The organism is Pseudooceanicola sediminis (assembly GCF_003575965.1).
Classification (GTDB): Bacteria; Pseudomonadota; Alphaproteobacteria; order Rhodobacterales; family Rhodobacteraceae; genus Pseudooceanicola; species Pseudooceanicola sediminis.
Genome location: NZ_QWJJ01000001.1, coordinates 250433 through 268856, shown reverse-complemented (window position 1 = coordinate 268856; position 18424 = coordinate 250433). Strand labels below are relative to the sequence as shown.

Annotated in this window: 20 protein-coding genes; 6 read left to right on the top strand and 14 right to left on the bottom strand. The window is 59.4% G+C overall.

Annotation, left to right across the window (positions count from 1 at the left end):
• Positions 1-22: 22 nt before the first annotated feature.
• Positions 23-145 (top strand): hypothetical protein, encoded by a 123-nt coding sequence (locus DL237_RS20955; protein WP_267896996.1) that lies wholly within the window; start codon positions 23-25, stop codon positions 143-145.
• A gap of 265 nt (positions 146-410) precedes the next feature.
• Here DL237_RS20955 and DL237_RS01230 read toward each other — a convergent pair whose 3' ends face one another.
• Positions 411-1817 carry a methyl-accepting chemotaxis protein gene (locus DL237_RS01230; RefSeq protein WP_119397187.1) on the bottom strand — a complete coding sequence of 469 codons (1407 nt, stop codon included), beginning with the start codon at positions 1815-1817 and terminating at the stop codon, positions 411-413.
• A gap of 71 nt (positions 1818-1888) precedes the next feature.
• Entirely contained in the window at positions 1889-2338 is a 450-nt protein-coding gene (locus DL237_RS01225; RefSeq protein WP_119397186.1) for an iron-sulfur cluster assembly scaffold protein, read from the bottom strand.
• Positions 2339-2418: 80 nt separating this feature from the next.
• Between DL237_RS01225 and hisI the strand changes: the two genes are divergently transcribed.
• Positions 2419-2778: a phosphoribosyl-AMP cyclohydrolase gene (hisI, locus tag DL237_RS01220; protein ID WP_119397185.1), complete on the top strand. Its 360-nt coding sequence runs from the start codon at positions 2419-2421 to the stop codon at positions 2776-2778.
• Here the strand turns inward: hisI and gluQRS are convergent.
• Together gluQRS and trmFO are read right to left on the bottom strand one after the other, a co-directional pair.
• Positions 2775-3647, bottom strand: coding sequence for a tRNA glutamyl-Q(34) synthetase GluQRS (gene gluQRS, locus DL237_RS01215; protein WP_119397184.1), 873 nt, complete (start codon positions 3645-3647; stop codon positions 2775-2777). The two genes, hisI and gluQRS, sit on opposite strands and share 4 nt — an antisense overlap.
• Before the next feature lie 6 nt (positions 3648-3653).
• Positions 3654-5042 carry a methylenetetrahydrofolate--tRNA-(uracil(54)-C(5))-methyltransferase (FADH(2)-oxidizing) TrmFO gene (gene trmFO, locus DL237_RS01210; RefSeq protein WP_119397183.1) on the bottom strand — a complete coding sequence of 463 codons (1389 nt, stop codon included), beginning with the start codon at positions 5040-5042 and terminating at the stop codon, positions 3654-3656.
• A 232-nt stretch (positions 5043-5274) separates the two neighbouring features.
• Between trmFO and DL237_RS01205 the strand changes: the two genes are divergently transcribed.
• The 3 genes from DL237_RS01205 to rpsI all read left to right on the top strand — a co-directional run bounded on the left by DL237_RS01205 (position 5275) and on the right by rpsI (position 6888).
• Positions 5275-5691: a PaaI family thioesterase gene (locus DL237_RS01205; RefSeq protein ID WP_119397182.1), complete on the top strand. Its 417-nt coding sequence runs from the start codon at positions 5275-5277 to the stop codon at positions 5689-5691.
• 231 nt (positions 5692-5922) lie between these two features.
• Positions 5923-6384 carry a 50S ribosomal protein L13 gene (gene rplM / locus DL237_RS01200; RefSeq protein ID WP_119397181.1) on the top strand — a complete coding sequence of 154 codons (462 nt, stop codon included), beginning with the start codon at positions 5923-5925 and terminating at the stop codon, positions 6382-6384.
• 3 nt (positions 6385-6387) lie between these two features.
• A complete protein-coding gene (rpsI, locus tag DL237_RS01195) occupies positions 6388-6888 on the top strand; it encodes a 30S ribosomal protein S9 (RefSeq protein ID WP_119397180.1) in 501 nt (166 codons plus the stop codon).
• 137 nt (positions 6889-7025) lie between these two features.
• On the opposite strand, the gene DL237_RS01190 is transcribed toward rpsI, so the two are convergent.
• The 10 genes from DL237_RS01190 to DL237_RS01145 all read right to left on the bottom strand — a co-directional run bounded on the left by DL237_RS01190 (position 7026) and on the right by DL237_RS01145 (position 17724).
• Positions 7026-8819: a methyl-accepting chemotaxis protein gene (locus DL237_RS01190; RefSeq protein WP_233544829.1), complete on the bottom strand. Its 1794-nt coding sequence runs from the start codon at positions 8817-8819 to the stop codon at positions 7026-7028.
• Between the two features lie 76 nt (positions 8820-8895).
• On the bottom strand, positions 8896-9516 hold the full coding sequence (locus DL237_RS01185; RefSeq protein WP_119397178.1) for a TetR/AcrR family transcriptional regulator: 621 nt from the start codon (positions 9514-9516) through the stop codon (positions 8896-8898).
• Entirely contained in the window at positions 9509-10378 is an 870-nt protein-coding gene (gene ppk2, locus DL237_RS01180; RefSeq protein WP_119397177.1) for a polyphosphate kinase 2, read from the bottom strand. Before ppk2 ends, DL237_RS01185 begins: the two co-directional genes overlap by 8 nt.
• Before the next feature lie 39 nt (positions 10379-10417).
• Complete coding sequence (locus DL237_RS01175; RefSeq protein WP_119397176.1) at positions 10418-11368, bottom strand: alpha/beta fold hydrolase; 951 nt, start codon at positions 11366-11368, stop codon at positions 10418-10420.
• On the bottom strand, positions 11361-12302 hold the full coding sequence (locus DL237_RS01170; RefSeq protein ID WP_119397175.1) for a homoserine O-succinyltransferase: 942 nt from the start codon (positions 12300-12302) through the stop codon (positions 11361-11363). The genes DL237_RS01175 and DL237_RS01170 overlap by 8 nt, the downstream gene beginning before the upstream one ends.
• Positions 12303-12338: 36 nt before the next feature.
• Positions 12339-13211, bottom strand: a complete 873-nt coding sequence (locus DL237_RS01165; RefSeq protein WP_119397174.1) for an ATPase — start codon at positions 13209-13211, stop codon at positions 12339-12341.
• Between the two features lie 168 nt (positions 13212-13379).
• A complete protein-coding gene (locus tag DL237_RS01160; protein WP_119397173.1) occupies positions 13380-14468 on the bottom strand; it encodes an OmpP1/FadL family transporter in 1089 nt (362 codons plus the stop codon).
• Positions 14469-14648: 180 nt separating this feature from the next.
• Positions 14649-15536: a DMT family transporter gene (locus DL237_RS01155; RefSeq protein WP_233544819.1), complete on the bottom strand. Its 888-nt coding sequence runs from the start codon at positions 15534-15536 to the stop codon at positions 14649-14651.
• Positions 15537-15704: 168 nt separating this feature from the next.
• The gene (locus tag DL237_RS01150) at positions 15705-16955 is read right to left on the bottom strand and encodes a cation:proton antiporter (RefSeq protein ID WP_119397172.1); all 1251 of its coding nucleotides are present in this window, start codon (positions 16953-16955) and stop codon (positions 15705-15707) included.
• A 61-nt stretch (positions 16956-17016) separates the two neighbouring features.
• Entirely contained in the window at positions 17017-17724 is a 708-nt protein-coding gene (locus tag DL237_RS01145) for an endonuclease/exonuclease/phosphatase family protein (protein ID WP_119397171.1), read from the bottom strand.
• Between the two features lie 37 nt (positions 17725-17761).
• On the opposite strand from DL237_RS01145, the gene DL237_RS01140 reads away from it, so the two are divergent.
• A complete protein-coding gene (locus tag DL237_RS01140) occupies positions 17762-18415 on the top strand; it encodes a hypothetical protein (protein ID WP_119397170.1) in 654 nt (217 codons plus the stop codon).
• Positions 18416-18424: the final 9 nt, after the last annotated feature.

The window sequence follows — 18424 nt, the reverse complement described above, 5'->3', positions numbered from 1 at the left end:
GATGATGGAAAGGAACTGGACGATGCTGAACGATATTCTCAATGCCGCAAGGCGCTCTCGTGCCACTTTGCTAGAGGATCTGCTTGGCGCCATTGCGCTGACCGTTCTGCTGGTCGGATCCCTGTTCCTGCCTGTCCTGACCTGAGGTTTCTGCCTGCAAGTCGTTCATGACGCGGCCGCTTCCCCAGCGGTTTCCTCCGGGATTGCCTGTCCCCGAGGATCGGAAGTGCCTCTTCCCGATACCCGCGTCTGGTCCCAAGCGACATTGCATCACTGGCCGCCGCATCCCGAGTGATGCGGCGGCATTTTTGTTATTTATGGGTTTTTGGCCTTTAACAGTGTCTGTCTCTCGAACGGCCCGCCGATATCGGGTTTCGGGGCCGGGCTGATCGGGGTAGGGAGCAGGGGGATCAGAACTGAAACGCCAGGCGCAGACCTCCCCAATGACGATTCTTGACAAAGATCGGCGCCGAGAGATCCTTCATCAACATGAATTCTCCGCCGCCCATATCGCGGCGATAGACCTGCATCAGGAAAGGTGTCTTGTTGCGGCCCGCTTTCAGCCCGACACGGTCATCGAAAATACGCCTGTTCCGGCTATGCGCCATGTTCCAGACGGGGTCATCACCCTGCGGTTCGGAAAATTTGCGATTGTGCGTCGGTAGATAGCCATTGCGATCGACAGCGGCGCAAAACACGATCCTTTCATCCAGATCCAGCGCCGTTTCCAGTATTTCCGGCAGCAGCGAGTCTGTCAGCGCGGTAAACGGCGCCATCAGCTGTTCGGGATTCGTGCGAGGGATGCTGCGATACTCCTCGTCGAACATGTCCTCGAAACTGATCCGCCCAGAGTCTATCGCGTCATTGAACAGCTGGGTAATCTGGCTGGCGCGCGCCTGCACCGCGCGGATCAGGGGCAGATCGCTGGCGCCACCACCGGCCATCACGCTGTCCTGTACCAGCGTTTCCGACAAATCGACCAGATCATGAACCCTGTCGTGAACTTCGGCCACAGCGTCTGCGCTCTCACGCACGATATTGAAGGTCTCCTCGATTTGCGGAGAGAATACACGCAGGGCGCGGTCTGCCTCGACGGCATCGTCGCGCACCAGCTTCATGCGCCCGACGGTCAGATCAAGCGCGTCACGCACCTGAATCGTCAATTCCTGCGACATCTTGCTGACACCGGACAGGGTTTGCGACGTCTTCGCGACACTGCCGGTTTCCTTTTGCAACTGGATGATCCAGTCCACCAGGCGCTGAACGTTTTCGCTGATCAGGTCGGCGGCGACCCCGGTCTGCTGTGACAAGGCATTGATTGCATCGGCGACGACGGAAAACCCACGGCCGGCCTCGCCTGCACGGGCGGCCTCGATCTTGGCATTGATCGCCAGCATGTTGACCTGCGTGGCGATGGCGGCCACCTGATTGTTGCTTTGCTGTACGTCCGTCAGGATCTGCCCGACGTTGCCGGTGCGCCGTTCCAGAGTGTCGATCCAGTCCGTCACCTGGCGCCCCAGTTCACCGGCCTGACGGGTCTTGGCGTGACCGTCCAGAAAGCGCGCCTGGGTCTGCTCAAGCTCGGCATAGGCCTCCTGGATGGTGACCATGACACTGGCGTTCATCTGCAGCACCGTGCCGGTGCCCTTGCGGACATTACGCAGCTCGGCCAGCAGGTCGCCCGTGCGCTGGTTCAGGTCCTCCAGGAACCCCTCGACATCCACCACTTCCTGGCCGAGCGAGGCGGCATTTTCCGCCAGCCGGTCGAGAGATGCGCCCACCGGCGACGGATCATGAAATGTTGATGTCTGTTCCATATTTGCCCAGAGAGATCGTCTGACCTTCAGGCATAGGGGCGATGTCCAAACAACCCGTTAAGCGCAATCGACTAAGCGCAGTCGACCCTGGCCACTTCGTCCATCGCCTCGCAAAGCGCGTCCAGTGACAGCAGGATCGAGGCATGGCGATTCTTGTAATCGCGCGCCGGGCCCAGAACCTCCAACCCGTCAAAGGGGGCCGGCGGCGTCGGTCCGCCTTCCTTCAGCATGGCCCGCAGCGCATCGCGCGCGGCGTGCACCTCGGCCCGTGTCTGCCCCAATATCCCGCCCCCGACGATGCTTGCGGCGGCCTGACCCAAGGCGCAGGCGCGCACCTCCTGGCCGTAATCGACGATCCTGCCATCCTCGACGCGGACATCGACCGTCACGGTCGAGCCACACAGTGGGGCACGTTTGCGCACCGTGGCGTCCGGCGCCTCCAACCTGGTCTGACGCGGAATATCCGCCGCCAGCGCGAGGATGCGGTTGGAATAGAGTTTGATCAGGTCCGTCTCGCTCATGCCGCATCCTTTCTGCGCTGTTCTTCAGGCTGCTTATGTCCTAGATAGGCGCCGGTTTCCCGGATGCAAAGGGTTTGTGGATGCGCTTTGATGCCTCGACACTCAACTACGATGAAAAAGGCCTGATTCCCGCCATTGCGCAGGACGCCGACACCGGCGAAGTGCTGATGATGGCCTGGATGAATGCGGCTTCGGTCGACATGACGCTGGAGACTGGCAAGGTGACCTACTGGTCGCGCTCGCGGCAGAGCTTCTGGATCAAGGGTGAAACTTCCGGTCACCTTCAGTCCCTGGTCGAGATGCGGGTCGATTGCGACCGCGACTGCCTGCTGATCCAGGTGCGCCAGACCGGCCCGGCCTGCCATACCAACCGGCGAAGCTGCTTTTACACGGCCCTGCGTGATGGCGAAGAGGTCGAACTGATGCAGCCGATGGTCTAGAGCCCGACCATCGCGCGGAGATCATCGGGGCGGGCGCCCTCGGCCCGATAGGTGGCGATCGCGCGTGCATCGTCGCGCTTGGCCAGCCGCTTGCCCGCAGCGTCGCGGATCAGGCGATGATGGTGATACCGTGGCGTCGGGTGGCCCAGCAGGCGCTGCAATAGCACATGGATCGCCGTCGCTTCGAACAGATCCTGGCCGCGAACAACGTCGCTGACCTGTTGCGCGGCGTCATCGCAAACCACCGACAGATGATAGGACGTCCCCATGTCGCGCCGTGCCAGCACGACGTCGCCGATCGCGTGGATCATGTGGTCGGGGGGGATGCGGATGGTGCCGGTTTGCCCTTCCGGCCCGTGGCCGCATTCGTCAAAGCAAGCGTCTTGCTGCGCCACGGCGCGCGCCATGTTCAGCCGCAGCGGCAGGTCTGTGGGGATCGTGCCCGTGGGCGGGCGCAAGGGGCGGCAGGTCCCGGGGTAGACCGGGCCGTCGGGTCCGACCGTTGGCCCAGAAACCTTTGGTTCTGCACACTCTTGCGGTGCAGACAGCGCCTCGGCGATGTCACGCCGGGAACACTGGCACGGGTATAGCAACCCCATGTCCCAAAGGCTTTGCAAAGCGTCGCGATAGATTTGCAAACGTTCTGACTGGCGCATCACCGGCTCCGGCCATTGCAGGCCAAGCCAATGCAGATCGTCAAAAATCTGTGTTTCCCACTCGGCACGCGCGCGGGATTGATCAATGTCTTCGATGCGCAACAGAAATGTGCCACCGCCAGAGCGCGCGATCCTCTGGGACATCAGGGCAGAAAAGGCGTGACCCAGATGCAATGGCCCCGTGGGGGATGGTGCAAACCGGGTCACAATCATTTCATGTCAGTCGCTTGCAAGGTGGTCTTCGCGCGCGGCATCGGGCATCGCACTCCCTTGTGCGTCCAGCCAGCCTTGCCACAATTCCTTGGCGCGATCGGTATAGGCCTTGTAACGATCCTTGCGGCCACGGCGGCCGCCTTTCAGCCCGTCGACCGGTGGAAACAGGCCGAAATTCACGTTCATCGGCTGAAAGGTCTTTGCCTCCGCGCCGCCAGTGATATGCGTGACGAGCGCGCCGAGCGCGGTTTCCGGCGGCGGTGGCAACAGTTCCCGCCCCGCGATTTCGGCCGCCGCCATGCGGCCGGCCAGCAGGCCCATTGCCGCGCTTTCAACATATCCCTCGACGCCTGTGATCTGCCCGGCAAAGCGAATATTGGGGCAGGACCGCAGGCGCATCTGGCCATCAAGCAGCGTGGGCGAGTTGATAAAGGTGTTCCGGTGGATGCCGCCAAGGCGGGCGAACCGCGCGTCCTCCAGACCGGGAATCATCCTGAAAACATCAGCTTGTGCGCCATACTTCATCTTAGTCTGAAAGCCGACGATGTTGTAGAGCGTGCCAAGGGCATTATCTCGGCGCAGCTGCACCACCGCATAAGGCTTGTCTTCGGGCTTGTGGGCATTGGTCAGGCCGACGGGCTTCATCGGTCCGTGACGCAGGGTTTCGCGGCCACGCTCCGCCATGACTTCGATGGGCAGGCAGCCGTCGAAGTAACCTGCGGTTTCGCCCTCGTGGAACGCGGCCTTGTCGGCGTCCAGCAGGGCGTCCATGAAGGCTTCATAGTCGGCCTTGGTCATCGGGCAATTCAGGTAGGCGCGCTGTTCTTCCTCGGTTTCGCCCTTGTCATAGCGCGACTGCATCCACGCGATGTCCATGTTGATGCTGTCGGCATAGACGATGGGCGCGATGGCATCAAAGAACGCCAGCGCCTCGGTGCCGGTCTCCGCCTGGATCGCGCGGCCCAGCCCTTCGGATGTCAGCGGGCCGGTGGCAATGATCCAGTGGCCCTCGCGTGGCAGTTCCGTGATTTCACCGTATTCCACTTCGATAAGGGGATGGCTCATCAGGGTTTCGGTCACCGCGGCGGCAAAGGGGTCGCGGTCGACCGCCAGCGCGCCACCGGCTGGCAGGCGGTGCCTGTCGGCCGTGGCCATGATGATGCCGCCGGCGGCGCGCATTTCCCAGTGCAGCAGCCCGACGGCATTCTGTTCGCTGTCGTCCGACCGGAACGAGTTCGAACAGACCATCTCGGCCAGGTTGCCAGTGCGATGTGCAAAGGTCTCGACGGTCGGGCGCATCTCGTGAATGACCACGGGACAACCGGCTTGCGCGGCCTGCCATGCGGCCTCGGATCCGGCCATGCCGCCGCCGATGATATGGAGCTTTTGTGTCATGCCCGCGATCTAAGGCATCGCCGCGATGAAGGCAAAGGCATTTGATATTCCCCGGGTCTGCGAGCGGCGCTGTCTTGGTGTCGCACCGGCGTCTGAGCCGGATTTGCAAATCAAATGCCGTGACGTTGCAAACCCGGCGGGTTGAGTTGCGGCGTCTCATGGTAAATCGTGGCGCGTGGTCCGGCCCGTTTGGGGCAGGGGCCATACATGTCCTTTGGGAGGAGGTCACGAGATGGCGGTAAAGATGGATGCAGAGGCCCTTTCGGCCTTTCTGGTCGAGGTGTTCCCGCAGGTTCACGCGGATTTCGTGATCGAGGACGTACAGGATATGGCGCTGCGCGTGCGCCTGAAGGTGGCGGAGCGTCATCTGCGTCCGGGCGGCACCGTCTCGGGCCCCTCGATGTTCGCGCTCGCCGATGTGGCGGTCTATCTTGCCGTGCTTGCGATGATCGGACCCAAGGCTCTGACGGTGACGACAAGCTGTTCGATGGACTTCATGCGCAAGCCGCGCGCCAATGCCGACCTGATCGGTCGGTGCACATTGCTCAAGCTCGGCCGCAGTCTTGCCGTCGGCGATGTGCTGTTGTTCTCAGAAGGGGCCGAAGCCCCGGTCGCGCGCGCCACGATGACCTACGCGATACCGTCCTGATACCGACGTTGATACCGCCACCTGCGGCGCGGGTCTCAACCTGCCCGAAATCGGGTGAGGGTAAGCAGGAAAATATGGGGTATTCTGATACCTAAATTGTAAGTAGTTGATTTCGATGATATTTTCGGAAGTGATGTCGCTTGACTGGCTCTGGTTCCGCTGTATAACCGCCCAATCAATTCGCCCGCCAAGCGTTCGCCGCGCGGGCTGCCAATCTTAAAGGGCACCCAAATGAAAACCTTCTCTGCAACACCTGCAGACATCGACAAGAAGTGGATCCTGATCGACGCTGAAGGCGTTGTTCTCGGCCGTCTTGCATCGATCGTCGCCATGCGCCTGCGTGGCAAGCACAAACCGTCGTTCACGCCACACATGGATATGGGCGACAACGTGATTATCATCAACGCTGACAAGATCCAGCTGACCGGTAAGAAGCGTACGGACAAGACCTATTACTGGCACACTGGCCACCCGGGCGGTATCAAGAACCGCACCGCCTCCCAGATCTTGGAAGGTGCGCACCCGGAGCGCGTTGTGACTGCAGCCGTCAAACGTATGCTGCCGGGCAACCGCCTGAGCCGCCAGCAGATGACCAACCTGCGCGTCTACGCCGGAGCAGAGCATCCGCACGAGGCGCAAGCGCCCGACGTGCTGGACGTAAAATCCATGAACTCCAAGAACACGCGGAGCTGATAGATGGCTGATCAAATCAATTCGCTCGAAGAGCTGAAGGGCACCGTAACCGCCAACGCCGGTTCCGTTGCTGCAGCGCTCGACTCCGACGCTCTGCCCGAACCGACACGCGATGAACTGGGCCGTTCCTACGCCACCGGCAAACGCAAGGATGCCGTTGCTCGTGTTTGGATCAAACCGGGTTCCGGCAAGGTCACCGTCAACGGTAAGGACATGAACGCCTATTTCGCGCGTCCGGTTCTGCAAATGATCCTGGCGCAGCCGTTCTCGATCGCAGGTGTCGAAGGTGAATTCGACGTCATGGCGACCGTCAAGGGTGGTGGGCTTTCTGGGCAGGCCGGTGCAGTCAAGCACGGCATTTCGAAAGCGCTGCAGTTGTATAATCCGAGCCTGCGTGGCGCTTTGAAAGCAGCTGGCTTCCTCACGCGCGACAGCCGTGTGGTAGAGCGTAAGAAATATGGTAAGGCCAAGGCCCGCCGTAGCTTCCAGTTCTCCAAACGGTGATCGAACTTTTTTGGTTTTTGGAAAGGCCGCCCCTTGGGCGGCCTTTTCGTTTGTTTCAGGTCTTACCGGTTTTGGCTATCAGGGACGAAGTCACAGGGGCGTGGCAACCTAATCCCACCTAGGGGTGAGAAACTGGGCTAGCTCACTTTCCTGACTGTCTTTTCTACTGACCAGGAAGCCTCGTGTTTCGCGAAGTGCTTTGGTGCTGCTGCGCTGGTTTGCCTTATCCTGAACTGCCCCACCCGATCAGCAAGTACCTCTGCGGTTTCGAAGAGAACTGCATTGGCGGCGATGGTCTCCTCGAAAATGGCTGCGTTTTGCTGGGCGAAAGCCTCCAAATTCTTGATGGCCGTATTCACTTCTGTAAGGCCTTTTGATTGCTCCGATGTCGCCTCTGCGACCGCCTGCATTCGCTCGGCTGTCAGGGTGACGGCATTTCGAATGCTCTCAAGCGCGCTACCCGTTGTTTTCACCAGGCCCACGCCATTCATGACATGTGTGGCGCTACCGTTTATCAGCGCATCAATTTCCTTGGCGGCTTCTGAACTGCGCTGTGCCAAGGCGCGAACTTCGTTCGCCACCACCGCGAAACCACGCCCCGCCTCACCAGCCCGCGCGGCCTCTACACCGGCGTTCAGCGCAAGCAGGTTGGTTTGAAATGCTATATCGTCGATAACCGTGATGATTTTTCGTATTTCCGAAGAAGATCCTTCGATCTGGTCCATGGCCGTGACCGTCTTGCCCATGACGTCGGTTCCAGAAGTCGCCTCGACCTTGGTTTCATCTGTTGCGGTCCGGGCTGCACCTGTATCGCGCGCGATATCGCGGATCAAAAGCGTCAATTGTGAAAGGGTTGACGCCGTTTCGGTAAGGGTACTGACCTGTTTTTCAGTACGCTTTCCCAGATCCTCTGCCGCGCCATTTATTTCCTGTGACTGGCGCTGGATCGAAAGCACTTCCTCCTGAACTGCGACGAGAGCATCTTCCAGGCGTGCGACGCCAGTGTTGAAGCTGCGGGATAGATCGGAAAACGCCACGGGGAGGGGACGGTCAATACGTGTTGTCAGATCGCCCTCGGCAACGAGAGCGAGCTTTTCCTGAAGGTGGTCAATGACTTCTGCCACCTCTTGTTCATGTTTCTGGCGCATTTCGGCAGTTTCTGCCTGTGCCAGGACGGCGGCGCTGGCATTGTCTTCGGCGCGCTTGAGGGCGGTTTCAGCTTCTGTTCGGGCGGCCATGGCTGAGGCGGTGGCTTGCTCGGCCAACACCTGTGCCTGTCGCGCGGCCTCGTGTTGACGTTCGGCCTGAGCGAGCGCCGATTTGACATCTTTCATTGCCTCCTCGAGCTTCACAGCGCGACGCTCCGAGAACACTGTTTGCAGCAGGCGAATATTCACAATCAGCAGCAGGTTCCCCACAGCCAACGCTACCGCTACGGCGTGATACCCTGAGCGTATAAGGTTGAATGAGATGTCGGCTGTCAGAAACGTGAGGGATGGCAAAAGAAGCGTGGTCAAGAGATGGTGGGCAACGATCAGAGCCAAAGATGCCAGCAGAGCAGGGCGAGAGCTGAGAGTCGCAATTGCCGTGAGGGCGGTGAAATACAACATATGGCTATCCGGTTGCATCGGATGGCCCATCATTGCGGCGTTCATCAGAAAACACTGTGCAATCAGGGCCAAGGAAAGGAGGACACGACCAATTTTTCCCGGCATCCTGGAGGTTGCGGCGCCAAACGCCGCCAGAAGGATCGTCGCGATCAACACCGGCCAGAACATGCCTCCACCGGTCAGAAAGGCAGCGCCCGCTACGGCCGGCGCCGAGAGGTAGACGACCCAGCGAACGATACGGGTGGCAAGGCGTCGATGAGATTCGAACCGCTGCCCAAGCGTGTCGGCATTGAATTCAATTTTTTCAGATGATTGCGACACGGTGGACAAGCGACCCCCAACCTTGAGCAGTTTGTCCGGGGTCTGACAGATTCGTCTTTCGCCTGACTTAACGTCGCTACTTATCCGGAGCGATCAGGCCAAGGCCGCGCAGATAGACCCCGATCCCTGTCTCCAGCAGGTCTTCGGCGGCAAAGGCACTTTGCTTTCCGGGAGAATTTCGTGCGAACAATTCCACGACACCGTGGCTCATCGCCCAGATGTGGGCCGAAAACATCGATGCGGGTGGGCGCTTTTCCGCAGGAATATGCTGCGACAGATCTTCGGCGGCGCGCTCCAGCACGTCCCAGGCGTGACGCGCCACCTTGGCCAGATCGGGATTGCGATTGACCGAAATCCCGCTTTCGAACATCGCAATATAATGCCCGGGGTATCGACGTGCAAAGGCCAGGTAGGCCCGCCCCGTCGCCTCGAAAGCAGCAAGCGCAGAGGGTTGTCCGGACTGATAGGCATAGTCGATGACGTCGGCAAAAATTTCATAGCCTTGGCGCGCAGCTTCGGCGATCAGATCTTCGCGCCCTTCGAAGTGCCGGTAAACAGCCGCTGGCGTGACACCCGCCTGCTTGGCAGCTTCGGACAGTGTGAAACCCGTTGGCCCCTTTGCCTCGATCAGGTCCAGCGCCGCCTCAACCAGCGCCTGACGCAGGTTTCCGTGGTGATATCCGCGTTTCTTAGGCATCCCAAATTTCCGGGCCGCCGCAGATTTTTGTGTCGATCGGGCCAATGGATGCCGCTGATTTGCGGTCGTAATCAAGGGCGCTGACAACCTTGCGGATCGCCGCCAGACGGGCGCGCCGTTTGTCATCCGATCTGATCACCGTCCATGGTGCAAAGGGCGCGTGTGTGCGCAGAAATGTTTCTGCGATGGCCTTTGAATATTCCTGCCATTTTGGCAGGCCGTTCACATCGATCGTACTGATCTTCCATTGTTTCAGCGGATCCTGCTCGCGATCGATAAATCGGCGCAATTGTTCCGCGCGACCGACATTCAGCCAGAATTTGAACAGGTGGATGCCGTCCGTGACCAGCATCTTCTCCAGATCCCCAACCTGGGCAAAAAACCGTTCTCGTTCTGCCGGGGTGCAAAAGCCAAAGACGTCTTCGACCACCGCGCGATTGTACCATGAGCGATCATAAAAGACGATTTCGCCGGGCGCGGGCAGGTGGTCGATATAGCGTTGAAAATACCATTGGCCCTGTTCGCGGTTGCTCGGCGTTGGCAATGCGACGACGTTCGCGCCGCGCGGGTTCAGGTTTTCGCGGAAACGCTTGATCGTGCCCCCCTTGCCGGCCGCATCCCGACCTTCGAACAGGCAGACGATGCGCGCGCCGGTTTCCTTTGCCCATGCCTGCATCTTGACCAGTTCAATCTGCAGGATCCGCAGTTCCTTGTTGTAGGTCTTGGCGGACAGACGTTCGGAGTAGGGGAACGACGGGTCGAGGATATCGCCTCGTTCATAGCGCTTGATTGCCTGACGGATCGCCTCTGGGGCTTCATTCTCGAAATAGCGACTGATCGCACCGTCGAAGGGCAAGTCCATGGGGGTATCCTTTTGATACAATATGGAACTCTTACCAGCTCAGCGCAATCCGGCGCGCGTGGCAGCACGTCGGATTGCATCGATTACGGCGGGTTCATCGACATGATGCGGCATGTGACCAACGCCATTCAGGCGGGTAAGATGGGCCGATTGCGCGTCACGTTCCAAGGCTGCGGAATGTATCTCCGGATCGACGGTCTTGTCTGCTGTCCCGTGAAGGATCTCGATTGGTATTGCGATGGTTGCATAAGACTTGCTGAGGCTGCGCAGCTGCGCGCGCAGGTCCGTTCGTTGCTGCGCATTTGCCACCAGGCTCTCTGGCCGCAAGTTCAGTTCGGCGCCGATATGATCCGCGTATCCGACGGGGGCGTGTTGGGGCAAGAAAACGCCTTCTACCTCGCCGCGAACATAGCTTCGGGGCACCCAGGCACTCAGGATATTGGCGATAATCGGCCCTAGAACAGGGCGTGACAGCAGCTTGTAGAAACCATCGAGTTTACCCGGCCAGGGATAGGTTGCCCCCGAAATCGAAACGGCTGCGGCAATCCGATCAGGGTGATTTACGGCCCAGCTCATCACCAAGGCACCGCCAAAGCTGTGACCAACGACAATCGGCGTATCAATCCCCATCTGCAGACTGGCCCTGACCAATAGATCAGTCTGCGCGTTCAGCGTGACACATTGCGGCGCCAGTGCGGGCGTATATCCCAAGCCAGGACGATCGAACATCGTGACGCGAAATTCTTCGGCGAGCTTTGACGCCAAAGAGAAGGTGAAATCCCGCGTACTGCCCGATGCGCCATGGATCAGCACCACGTCCGGCCCTGACCCCATCTGAAGGGAGTGGACGGTATGCCCGTCCACATTCAGGAACTGCCCCTCGGCTGGATACTCGGCCTCAATCGCAATTCGACGCTGCGCGCTCCGCACGATCGTTGCAACGGCGAAACACAGCAGGAGGATGGCGATGGTCAAAATCAGTTTAGCCAACGTCGCCGCCCGTCGCCCCGATCTTGGTCATGTCGAACGGTGTGGTCTGGTAAATCTGGTTGATCCAGTTGCCATAGAGCAGATGCGCGTGACTGCGCCATCGGTTTTGCGGCCGCCGGCTGGGGTCATCGCTGGGGTAGTAATTCAATGGGACGCCAATCGCCTTTCCTTCGGCGATGTCGCGATCAAATTCCTGCTTCAGTGTGTCGCTGTCATATTCAAAGTGATTGAAAACGTAGACAGCACGATGTCCGGGGTCCTCGACAAGGCACGGCCCGGTTTCCTCGTCGCCCAGCAGGGTATTCAACCCACCAGCGGCAAGGATGTCTGATTGACGAACTTCGGTCCAACGGCTGACCGGGACGGTGCAGATGTCCGAAAACCCCCGAAGGTAGGGGGACGCTGGGTCGAGGTTGGTTTGCGGAAAGCATCCGAAATACTTGCTGTCCAGCATATGCTTGGGAACGCCGTGGAAATAGTTGATCATGGCCATGCCACCCCAGCATACGCCAAAGGTCGATTGCACATGTGTCTGGGTCCATTCGAACACTTGACAGATTTCGTCCCAGTAGGTGACATCCTCGAACTCAAGGTGCTCGATCGGGGCGCCGGTGATGATAAAGCCGTCGAACTTCTCTCCCGTTGCGGCGACCTCGGAAAATGGCCGGTAAAAGCTTTCCATATGTTCGGCAGCAGTATTCTTGGTCTGATGCTCGGTCATGCGGATCAAGCTCAGTTCGATTTGCAGCGGTGTTGCTCCGATCAGGCGGGCAAACTGGTTTTCCGTCTGAATTTTCTTGGGCATCAGGTTCAGCAAGCCGATCCGAAGCGGGCGAATATCCTGCAGGGCTGCCTGGCCTTCGGACATGACCATGACGCCCTCGCGGGTGAGAACATCGTAGGCGGGCAGGTCTTCGGGAATCTTGATGGGCATGGACAGTCCTGAGTCTTGGCCGGAACGGCGGCCTGATTAATTAATATCCGGCACGCGCCGTGCAAGAGCATCCGCGATCAAGGTTTCGAAATCCTCAGCGGTTTTGACGGCCGCGATCTCGTCCGCCAGAACGGTCACGCCGCGCTTGGCCATGGCGGCATAGCGGGGCTGACGGTGCGCAAGGGCGCGCGCATATGTCCAGCGCACGAAGGCGTCGGGGTCCACTGCATCTGGCAGCAGATCATTACTGGCCAGGTAATCCTGCCAAGCTTGCCGCAAAAACGTGGGCTCGTAGTACATCGGTTTGGGCGCGCGGTCAAAACGGCGCACCAATTGTTCGGTATGCGCGTCATCGCCCTTGATCCAGACCATCAGCGTGGTCGCTTCCAGCGCTTTGAGAACTTCGTCCTCGGGGTCGTCCGGATCGACAACCTCGCAGATCGAACCGCCGCTGTCGCAGACGAAGTTCGGGTAACCATAGAGCGTCAGGGACCGCCGCGCAAAGCGGTCCGTGTCGAGCAGCGAGGCGATTTCGGCCACGCGATGCTGTTCCTGGCGGGTCATGTATTCTTCGAAACTCAAACCGCCCTTGCTGGGCTCGCCGGGCTTGCCCAGGTATGTCGAAAGGGGCGCAAGATTGTTGAAAGTGATATTCGAGCCGATGTAAATCGAATCCGTCATCAGCAATTCGCGCAGAAACGGTACCTTCATGGCGTGGCGTTTGGCGTTGTCCGCGATATGTTCGCCCATGTGCCGGGTGCCGATCCGATAGTCGATGGAATAGTGAAACCATCCGCCATCGTCACGTAGCAGGTTCGACACATGGGTCTTGCCCAGGCCGGACATGCCAAACAGCAGAACGCGCTTTTCTTCGGCGTCACGCCAATCTTGGGCCGAATTGTAGAGCATTGGTTTCCCTCAGTATCCCATGTCCGGAGTCGGGCCATGGGTAGGCGAGGCATGGCGGGGGGTCAAATCCTAATGCGACTTGCCATAGCCCGTGTCGGCGACGAAAAAGCCCGACCCTCGTGAAAAGGTCGGGCCGTGAGCATTCTCAGCCTTGTTCAGCGGAGCAACTTAGAACGAATAGGTCACTTTCAGACCCAGGGCCGTTGCGGAGTTGTCGGTGAAATCCGCGCGCGCTGTGCCGCCTGTCTGTGGTGTTGCATCCCCGATCCAGGTCTGGCTGATACCACCGCCGATTTCGACCTGCTCCGACACCTTGTAGGAAACGCCAAGTGTCAGCGACGTCATACCGGTGCTGGGGGCGAGGGGAGAGACCAGCGGATCGCCCTCTTTTTCGTAGCCGACCATGATCGAACCGGACAGACGGTCATTGAAACGGCGGCCAACACCAAGGCGATACGTGGTCGTGTCTTCGAGGTTAACCAGGCCTTCCGGGCGGAAGTTCGAGAAGACGGCGGGCGTCACCTTGAATTCGGAATGCTTGACGTAGCGGATGGAGCCCATCAGCAACGTATCGGCCGCGATGCCCGTCTGGAATTCGAGGTTCCACGACGACGGCGTCTTGGTTTTGGTCGTGCTTGTCATGGTCGGCGCGACGTTTTCAACCGTATCGAATTCATGTTCGATCGCCGAGTTGTAGGTCAGCGCCACGCGCATCGCGATGTCGGGAATTTCGTACGCGGCGCCCAGCACGTAGCCAACTGCCGTATCTTCGGCCAGATCGACCGAGTACCCGGACAATGCACCATACGCCAGTCCGTTCAGGGTGATCTCCCCGCTCGCTTTCTGAACGCGAAGACCGCCGAAAACGCTGGCCTGTTCGGTGAACTGATACTTGCCGAGCGCGGTCAGTGTATCGGTGGTCGAGCTTGCCATCGTGCCACCCAGCATCGGGTTCGACGGGTATTCGATATCCGCAGCAAAGGGCCGGTCATAGATCAACGCGAAGGCAAGTTTTTCATTCACGTCCATCTTCAGAGCAAAGGACGGTACCGAGAAATCGTTGGCAACATTGTCGATCGGCGCGACGACTGTCCGGCTGGTTCCGCTCAGGCTGGGTTGCACGAAGCCATAGCTCAGTTCGACCCGATTTCCTTCGGAATACAATATCATGGCGGATTGTGTGGTACGTTCTATTCCGCCAGCGTATGCTGCGGATGCACTGATACAGACCAGTGCGACACCGGCTTGAAGTTTCATGTCGACCTCCTCCCTAAAGATTACGACGTACTAAGATTTGTCATACTGACATGTTTGTCTTGGCAATCAATCGGTCTTGTAAGTTGACGTTGCGGGATGGTCGCGTAAACGCCGCGTCACCCGTCCTGCGTGACGTGTGATCAGCTGTAATTCAGCGGGGCCTTTCGGGGGGAAACGGTCTCAGACGGAATCAGCGACGGTCAGCGGTCGTGTTTCGGACCAGATATTCAGATAGTTTCCTGCAAAGATCACGCAGGCACCTGCCAGGACCCAGAGATCGATTCTGTCACCCAGAAAGAGGGCGCCGATGATCGCGGCAAGCGGCAGGCGTGTGAAATCTATCGGTACGACAACCGTTGCGGGGGCAAACGACAGCGCAGATGTGACGCAAAAGTGCCCGAAGAGCCCTGCGCAACCGACCAGCAGCAGCAGCGGCAGGGTGGTCATATCCGGCATCGTCATATCCAGATCGTAGCCCGCACACAAAAGGCCAAACACGCTTTGGGTGACGGTCATCCAGAAGATGATGCAAAGTGTGCTGACATCACGCGTCAAGCGTTTGGTAAAGACCATGGTGAAGGCAAAGGTGATCGCCGCGACTGCCGCGGCGACAATGCCCGGTGATATCGCCTCGGCGCCGGGACGCGCGACCATCAGGATACCCGCAAATCCAAGAACGGCTGCGGCCACGCGGATCGAGGTCAGCCGTTCACCGAGGATCAGTGGAGACAGTGCGAGCACCCAGAGCGGAGATGTGAACTCCAACGCGAAAACCTGGGCAATAGGGATCAGGGTAACTGCAAAGAACCACAGGTTCTGGCCGGTGAAATGGGCAATGTTGCGCGCCACGTGCAAACCCATGTGCTCGAACTTGATCTTGTCCCAGCTGCCGCGCAGCGTCAGCACGACGACCATCACGACGACACCCGTCAGGCTGCGCCACGTCATGATCTCGAAGGTATCGAAAGTCCTGCCCAGACTGCGCCCGGCCAGCGCCATAGCGAGGAATGACACGACAGAGCCGCTCATCCAGAACACGGCACGCAGAATATCTTTGCGGGTTGTCATTCTCTCTCTCCGTACGTGCCGATAGCAGTCTTGTTCTATGACAGGACCGAAGGTTCAACCTGCGTTTTGCAGAATTCTGCATCGCATGGTCATTATGGCATGGTCATTGTTGCGCCCGATGTTCGAAAAGGGGGATGGGGTCCGGCGCGCGATCGACGGCCACTCGGACTACATCAATTCAGGTTGGCGTCCGACGCGTTTGGCCAATTTCCCAATGGTCAGACCCTGCACGACGATTGAAAAAATCACGATGCAATAGGTCGCGGCAAGGATCATCGGTTTCCATTCGCTATCGGGTAGCGACAGGGCCAGAGCAACAGAGATACCACCCTTCAAGCCACCCCAGGTCATGATCGGGATTGTTCCATTGCTGAAGTCGCGAACGATCCGCAGCATCAGGACCGGCACCGCAACGGCGACCAGCCTGGCCAGCAGGGACAGCACGATCGCCATCAGCCCGGCAAAAAGATAGCCGGTGTTCAATGCGACCGCGAAAACCTCAAATCCGATCAGCAGGAACAGCACGGCGTTCAGGATTTCGTCGATCAAGTGCCAGAAGGTTTCGACGTACTTGCGGGTGTTTTCGGACATGCCGTGACGCGCGCCGATATCCCCGATCAGCAACCCGGCGCAGACCGCCATGATCGGCGCCGACACATGCAGCGCCACCGAAAGCTCATACCCGCCGAACGCCAGGGCAAGGGTAATCAGAACCTCCAGCGACGCATCGTCGATCAGCCGCATCAACCGGAAGGTCAGATACCCCAGCAGAAGGCCCAGTACGCCGCCGCCAACGGCCTCCTGAAAGAACAGCTTTGCAGCATCTGCCAGGCCGGATGTCGCGTGGTCCGAGGCGACGGGAAAAGCCAGGCCGATCAGCACCAGGAAAACGACATACCCGACCCCGTCGTTGAACAGGCTTTCGCCCGCGATCTTGGTTTCCAGGGATTTCGGCAGCGCGGCTTCGCGCAAGACGCCCAGAACGGCGACCGGATCGGTCGGAGCAATCAAGGAACCAAAGACCAGTGCGATCAGGATCGGCATACCGGTCAGATAGCTGAATCCCGCGCCGACGATGACCGTGGACAGACCAACCCCGATCGTCGCCATCAACAGCACGATGCGCCATTGGTCGCGCAAGTCCGACAGTTTCACGTGCAGGGCGCCGGCAAACAGAAGCAATCCCAGCATGCCTTCCAGCAGCGCCTCGGAAAAGTCGATGCCGTCGATGATATACCGGACGCGATCCGCCAATTCGAAGTCGGGTAGAAAAGCATCGAACACCAGCATCGCCACGGACGTCAAAAAGGCGACCAGCAGAATTCCGATGGACGAAGGCAGGCGCAGGAAAAAGTAATTCACCGAGCCGAAAAGGGCTGCCAGCACGATCAGAAGCGAGGCGATCTGAAGCAAATTCATGAGTATACCCTATTCGGCCGGTCGAGGTCCCCTTGGCGATAGCATGCGCGGCGCTGGCTGGCTATTGCGCGCGGGGGCTGATCTCGACTGTGATGGGCAAATGGTCGGACGCGATGCGTGCCGGCTGCGCCAGATGCGGCCGCACCGGACCCGCCGTCAGATCAGGGCTGATGCTGAAGCGATCCAGCGCGGCGATTGGCCTGATGGCGGGATAGCTGGGCGGACTATGCAGCAACCGCAGCGGAGCGAGTTCCGCGTTCAGATCCGCACCGCTGCCCCATTCATTGAAATCTCCCGCGACGACCGTCGGGCGCGGCGGCAATCGCTCCATCATGCGTCTCAATGCGGCACATTGCTGGCGGCGCGACCGCGCGATCAGGCCGAGATGCACACCAACGACCCTCAATGGTCCGATCGCTGTTTCAAGGTCTGCCCGGATCGCGCCCCGGGGCTCCAGACCGGGCAGATCGATCTGGTCCGTTTCGACCACCTCGATGACGTCGCCGCGCAACAGCATGGCATTGCCGTGCCAGCCGAGGGAACCGCCCGGCGCGCCGAACTGCAGAATCTGCCATCGCTCGGCGGTCACCATGTCATGTGGCAATGCGGCGGGCCGTGGCGGCAACCGCTTGTCGGCCTCTTGCAGGACGCAGAGCACCGCACCCGTCTCCTCCAGCACCTCCAGGGACCGGCGCGGGTTCCGGCGCAGGTCCATCCCGACGCATTTCTGAAGGTTGTAGGTTGCGATCCGCAGCGAGGGTGTTTTCATGCGCACGATGTGACACGTGGATTTCGGGAAAGCAAAGATGTTCAGAGAACAAACAATCGTGACGCGGCTGATCTGGCTGTCGTTGCTTTTCTCGATAGCGGAATCGCTGGTCCTGGGTCGTTGGGCGCTGGCGTTTGTCGCCGCCGCCACGTTGGCGTTGTCGCTAGCACCGGTCTACCTGGCCCGCTGGGCGCAGGTGCGCGTGCCGCCGGGGTTTCTGACCGCCATCGTCGCCTTTATCTGGGGCACGCTGTTTCTGGGCGAGGTCTTTGATTTCTATAATAAATACTGGTGGTGGGATGTCGTGATGCATGCAGGATCAGCCGTGGGATTCGGCATGATCGGCTTTGTTCTGGTCTTTGTCATGTTCCAGGGCGACAGGTACGCGGCACCGCCCTTGGCCATTGCGTTTTTCGCCTTCTGCTTCGGGGTGTCGATGGGTGCCACGTGGGAGGTTTTTGAGTTTGCCATGGACCAATTGCTTGGCACGAACATGCAGAAATCGGGTTTGATCGACACCATGGGCGATATCATCGTCGATCACGTTGGTGCGGCCTTTGGCGCATCCGTCGGATACGGTTACCTTCGGGGGCAGGAAAAGGGCGGTCTGACGGGGCTGATCGCGGATTTCGTACACCGCAATCCCCGTTTTTTCCGCCGTCTCAAGAAATGGCCCGATAGAAACGGCTAGTCCACAAGG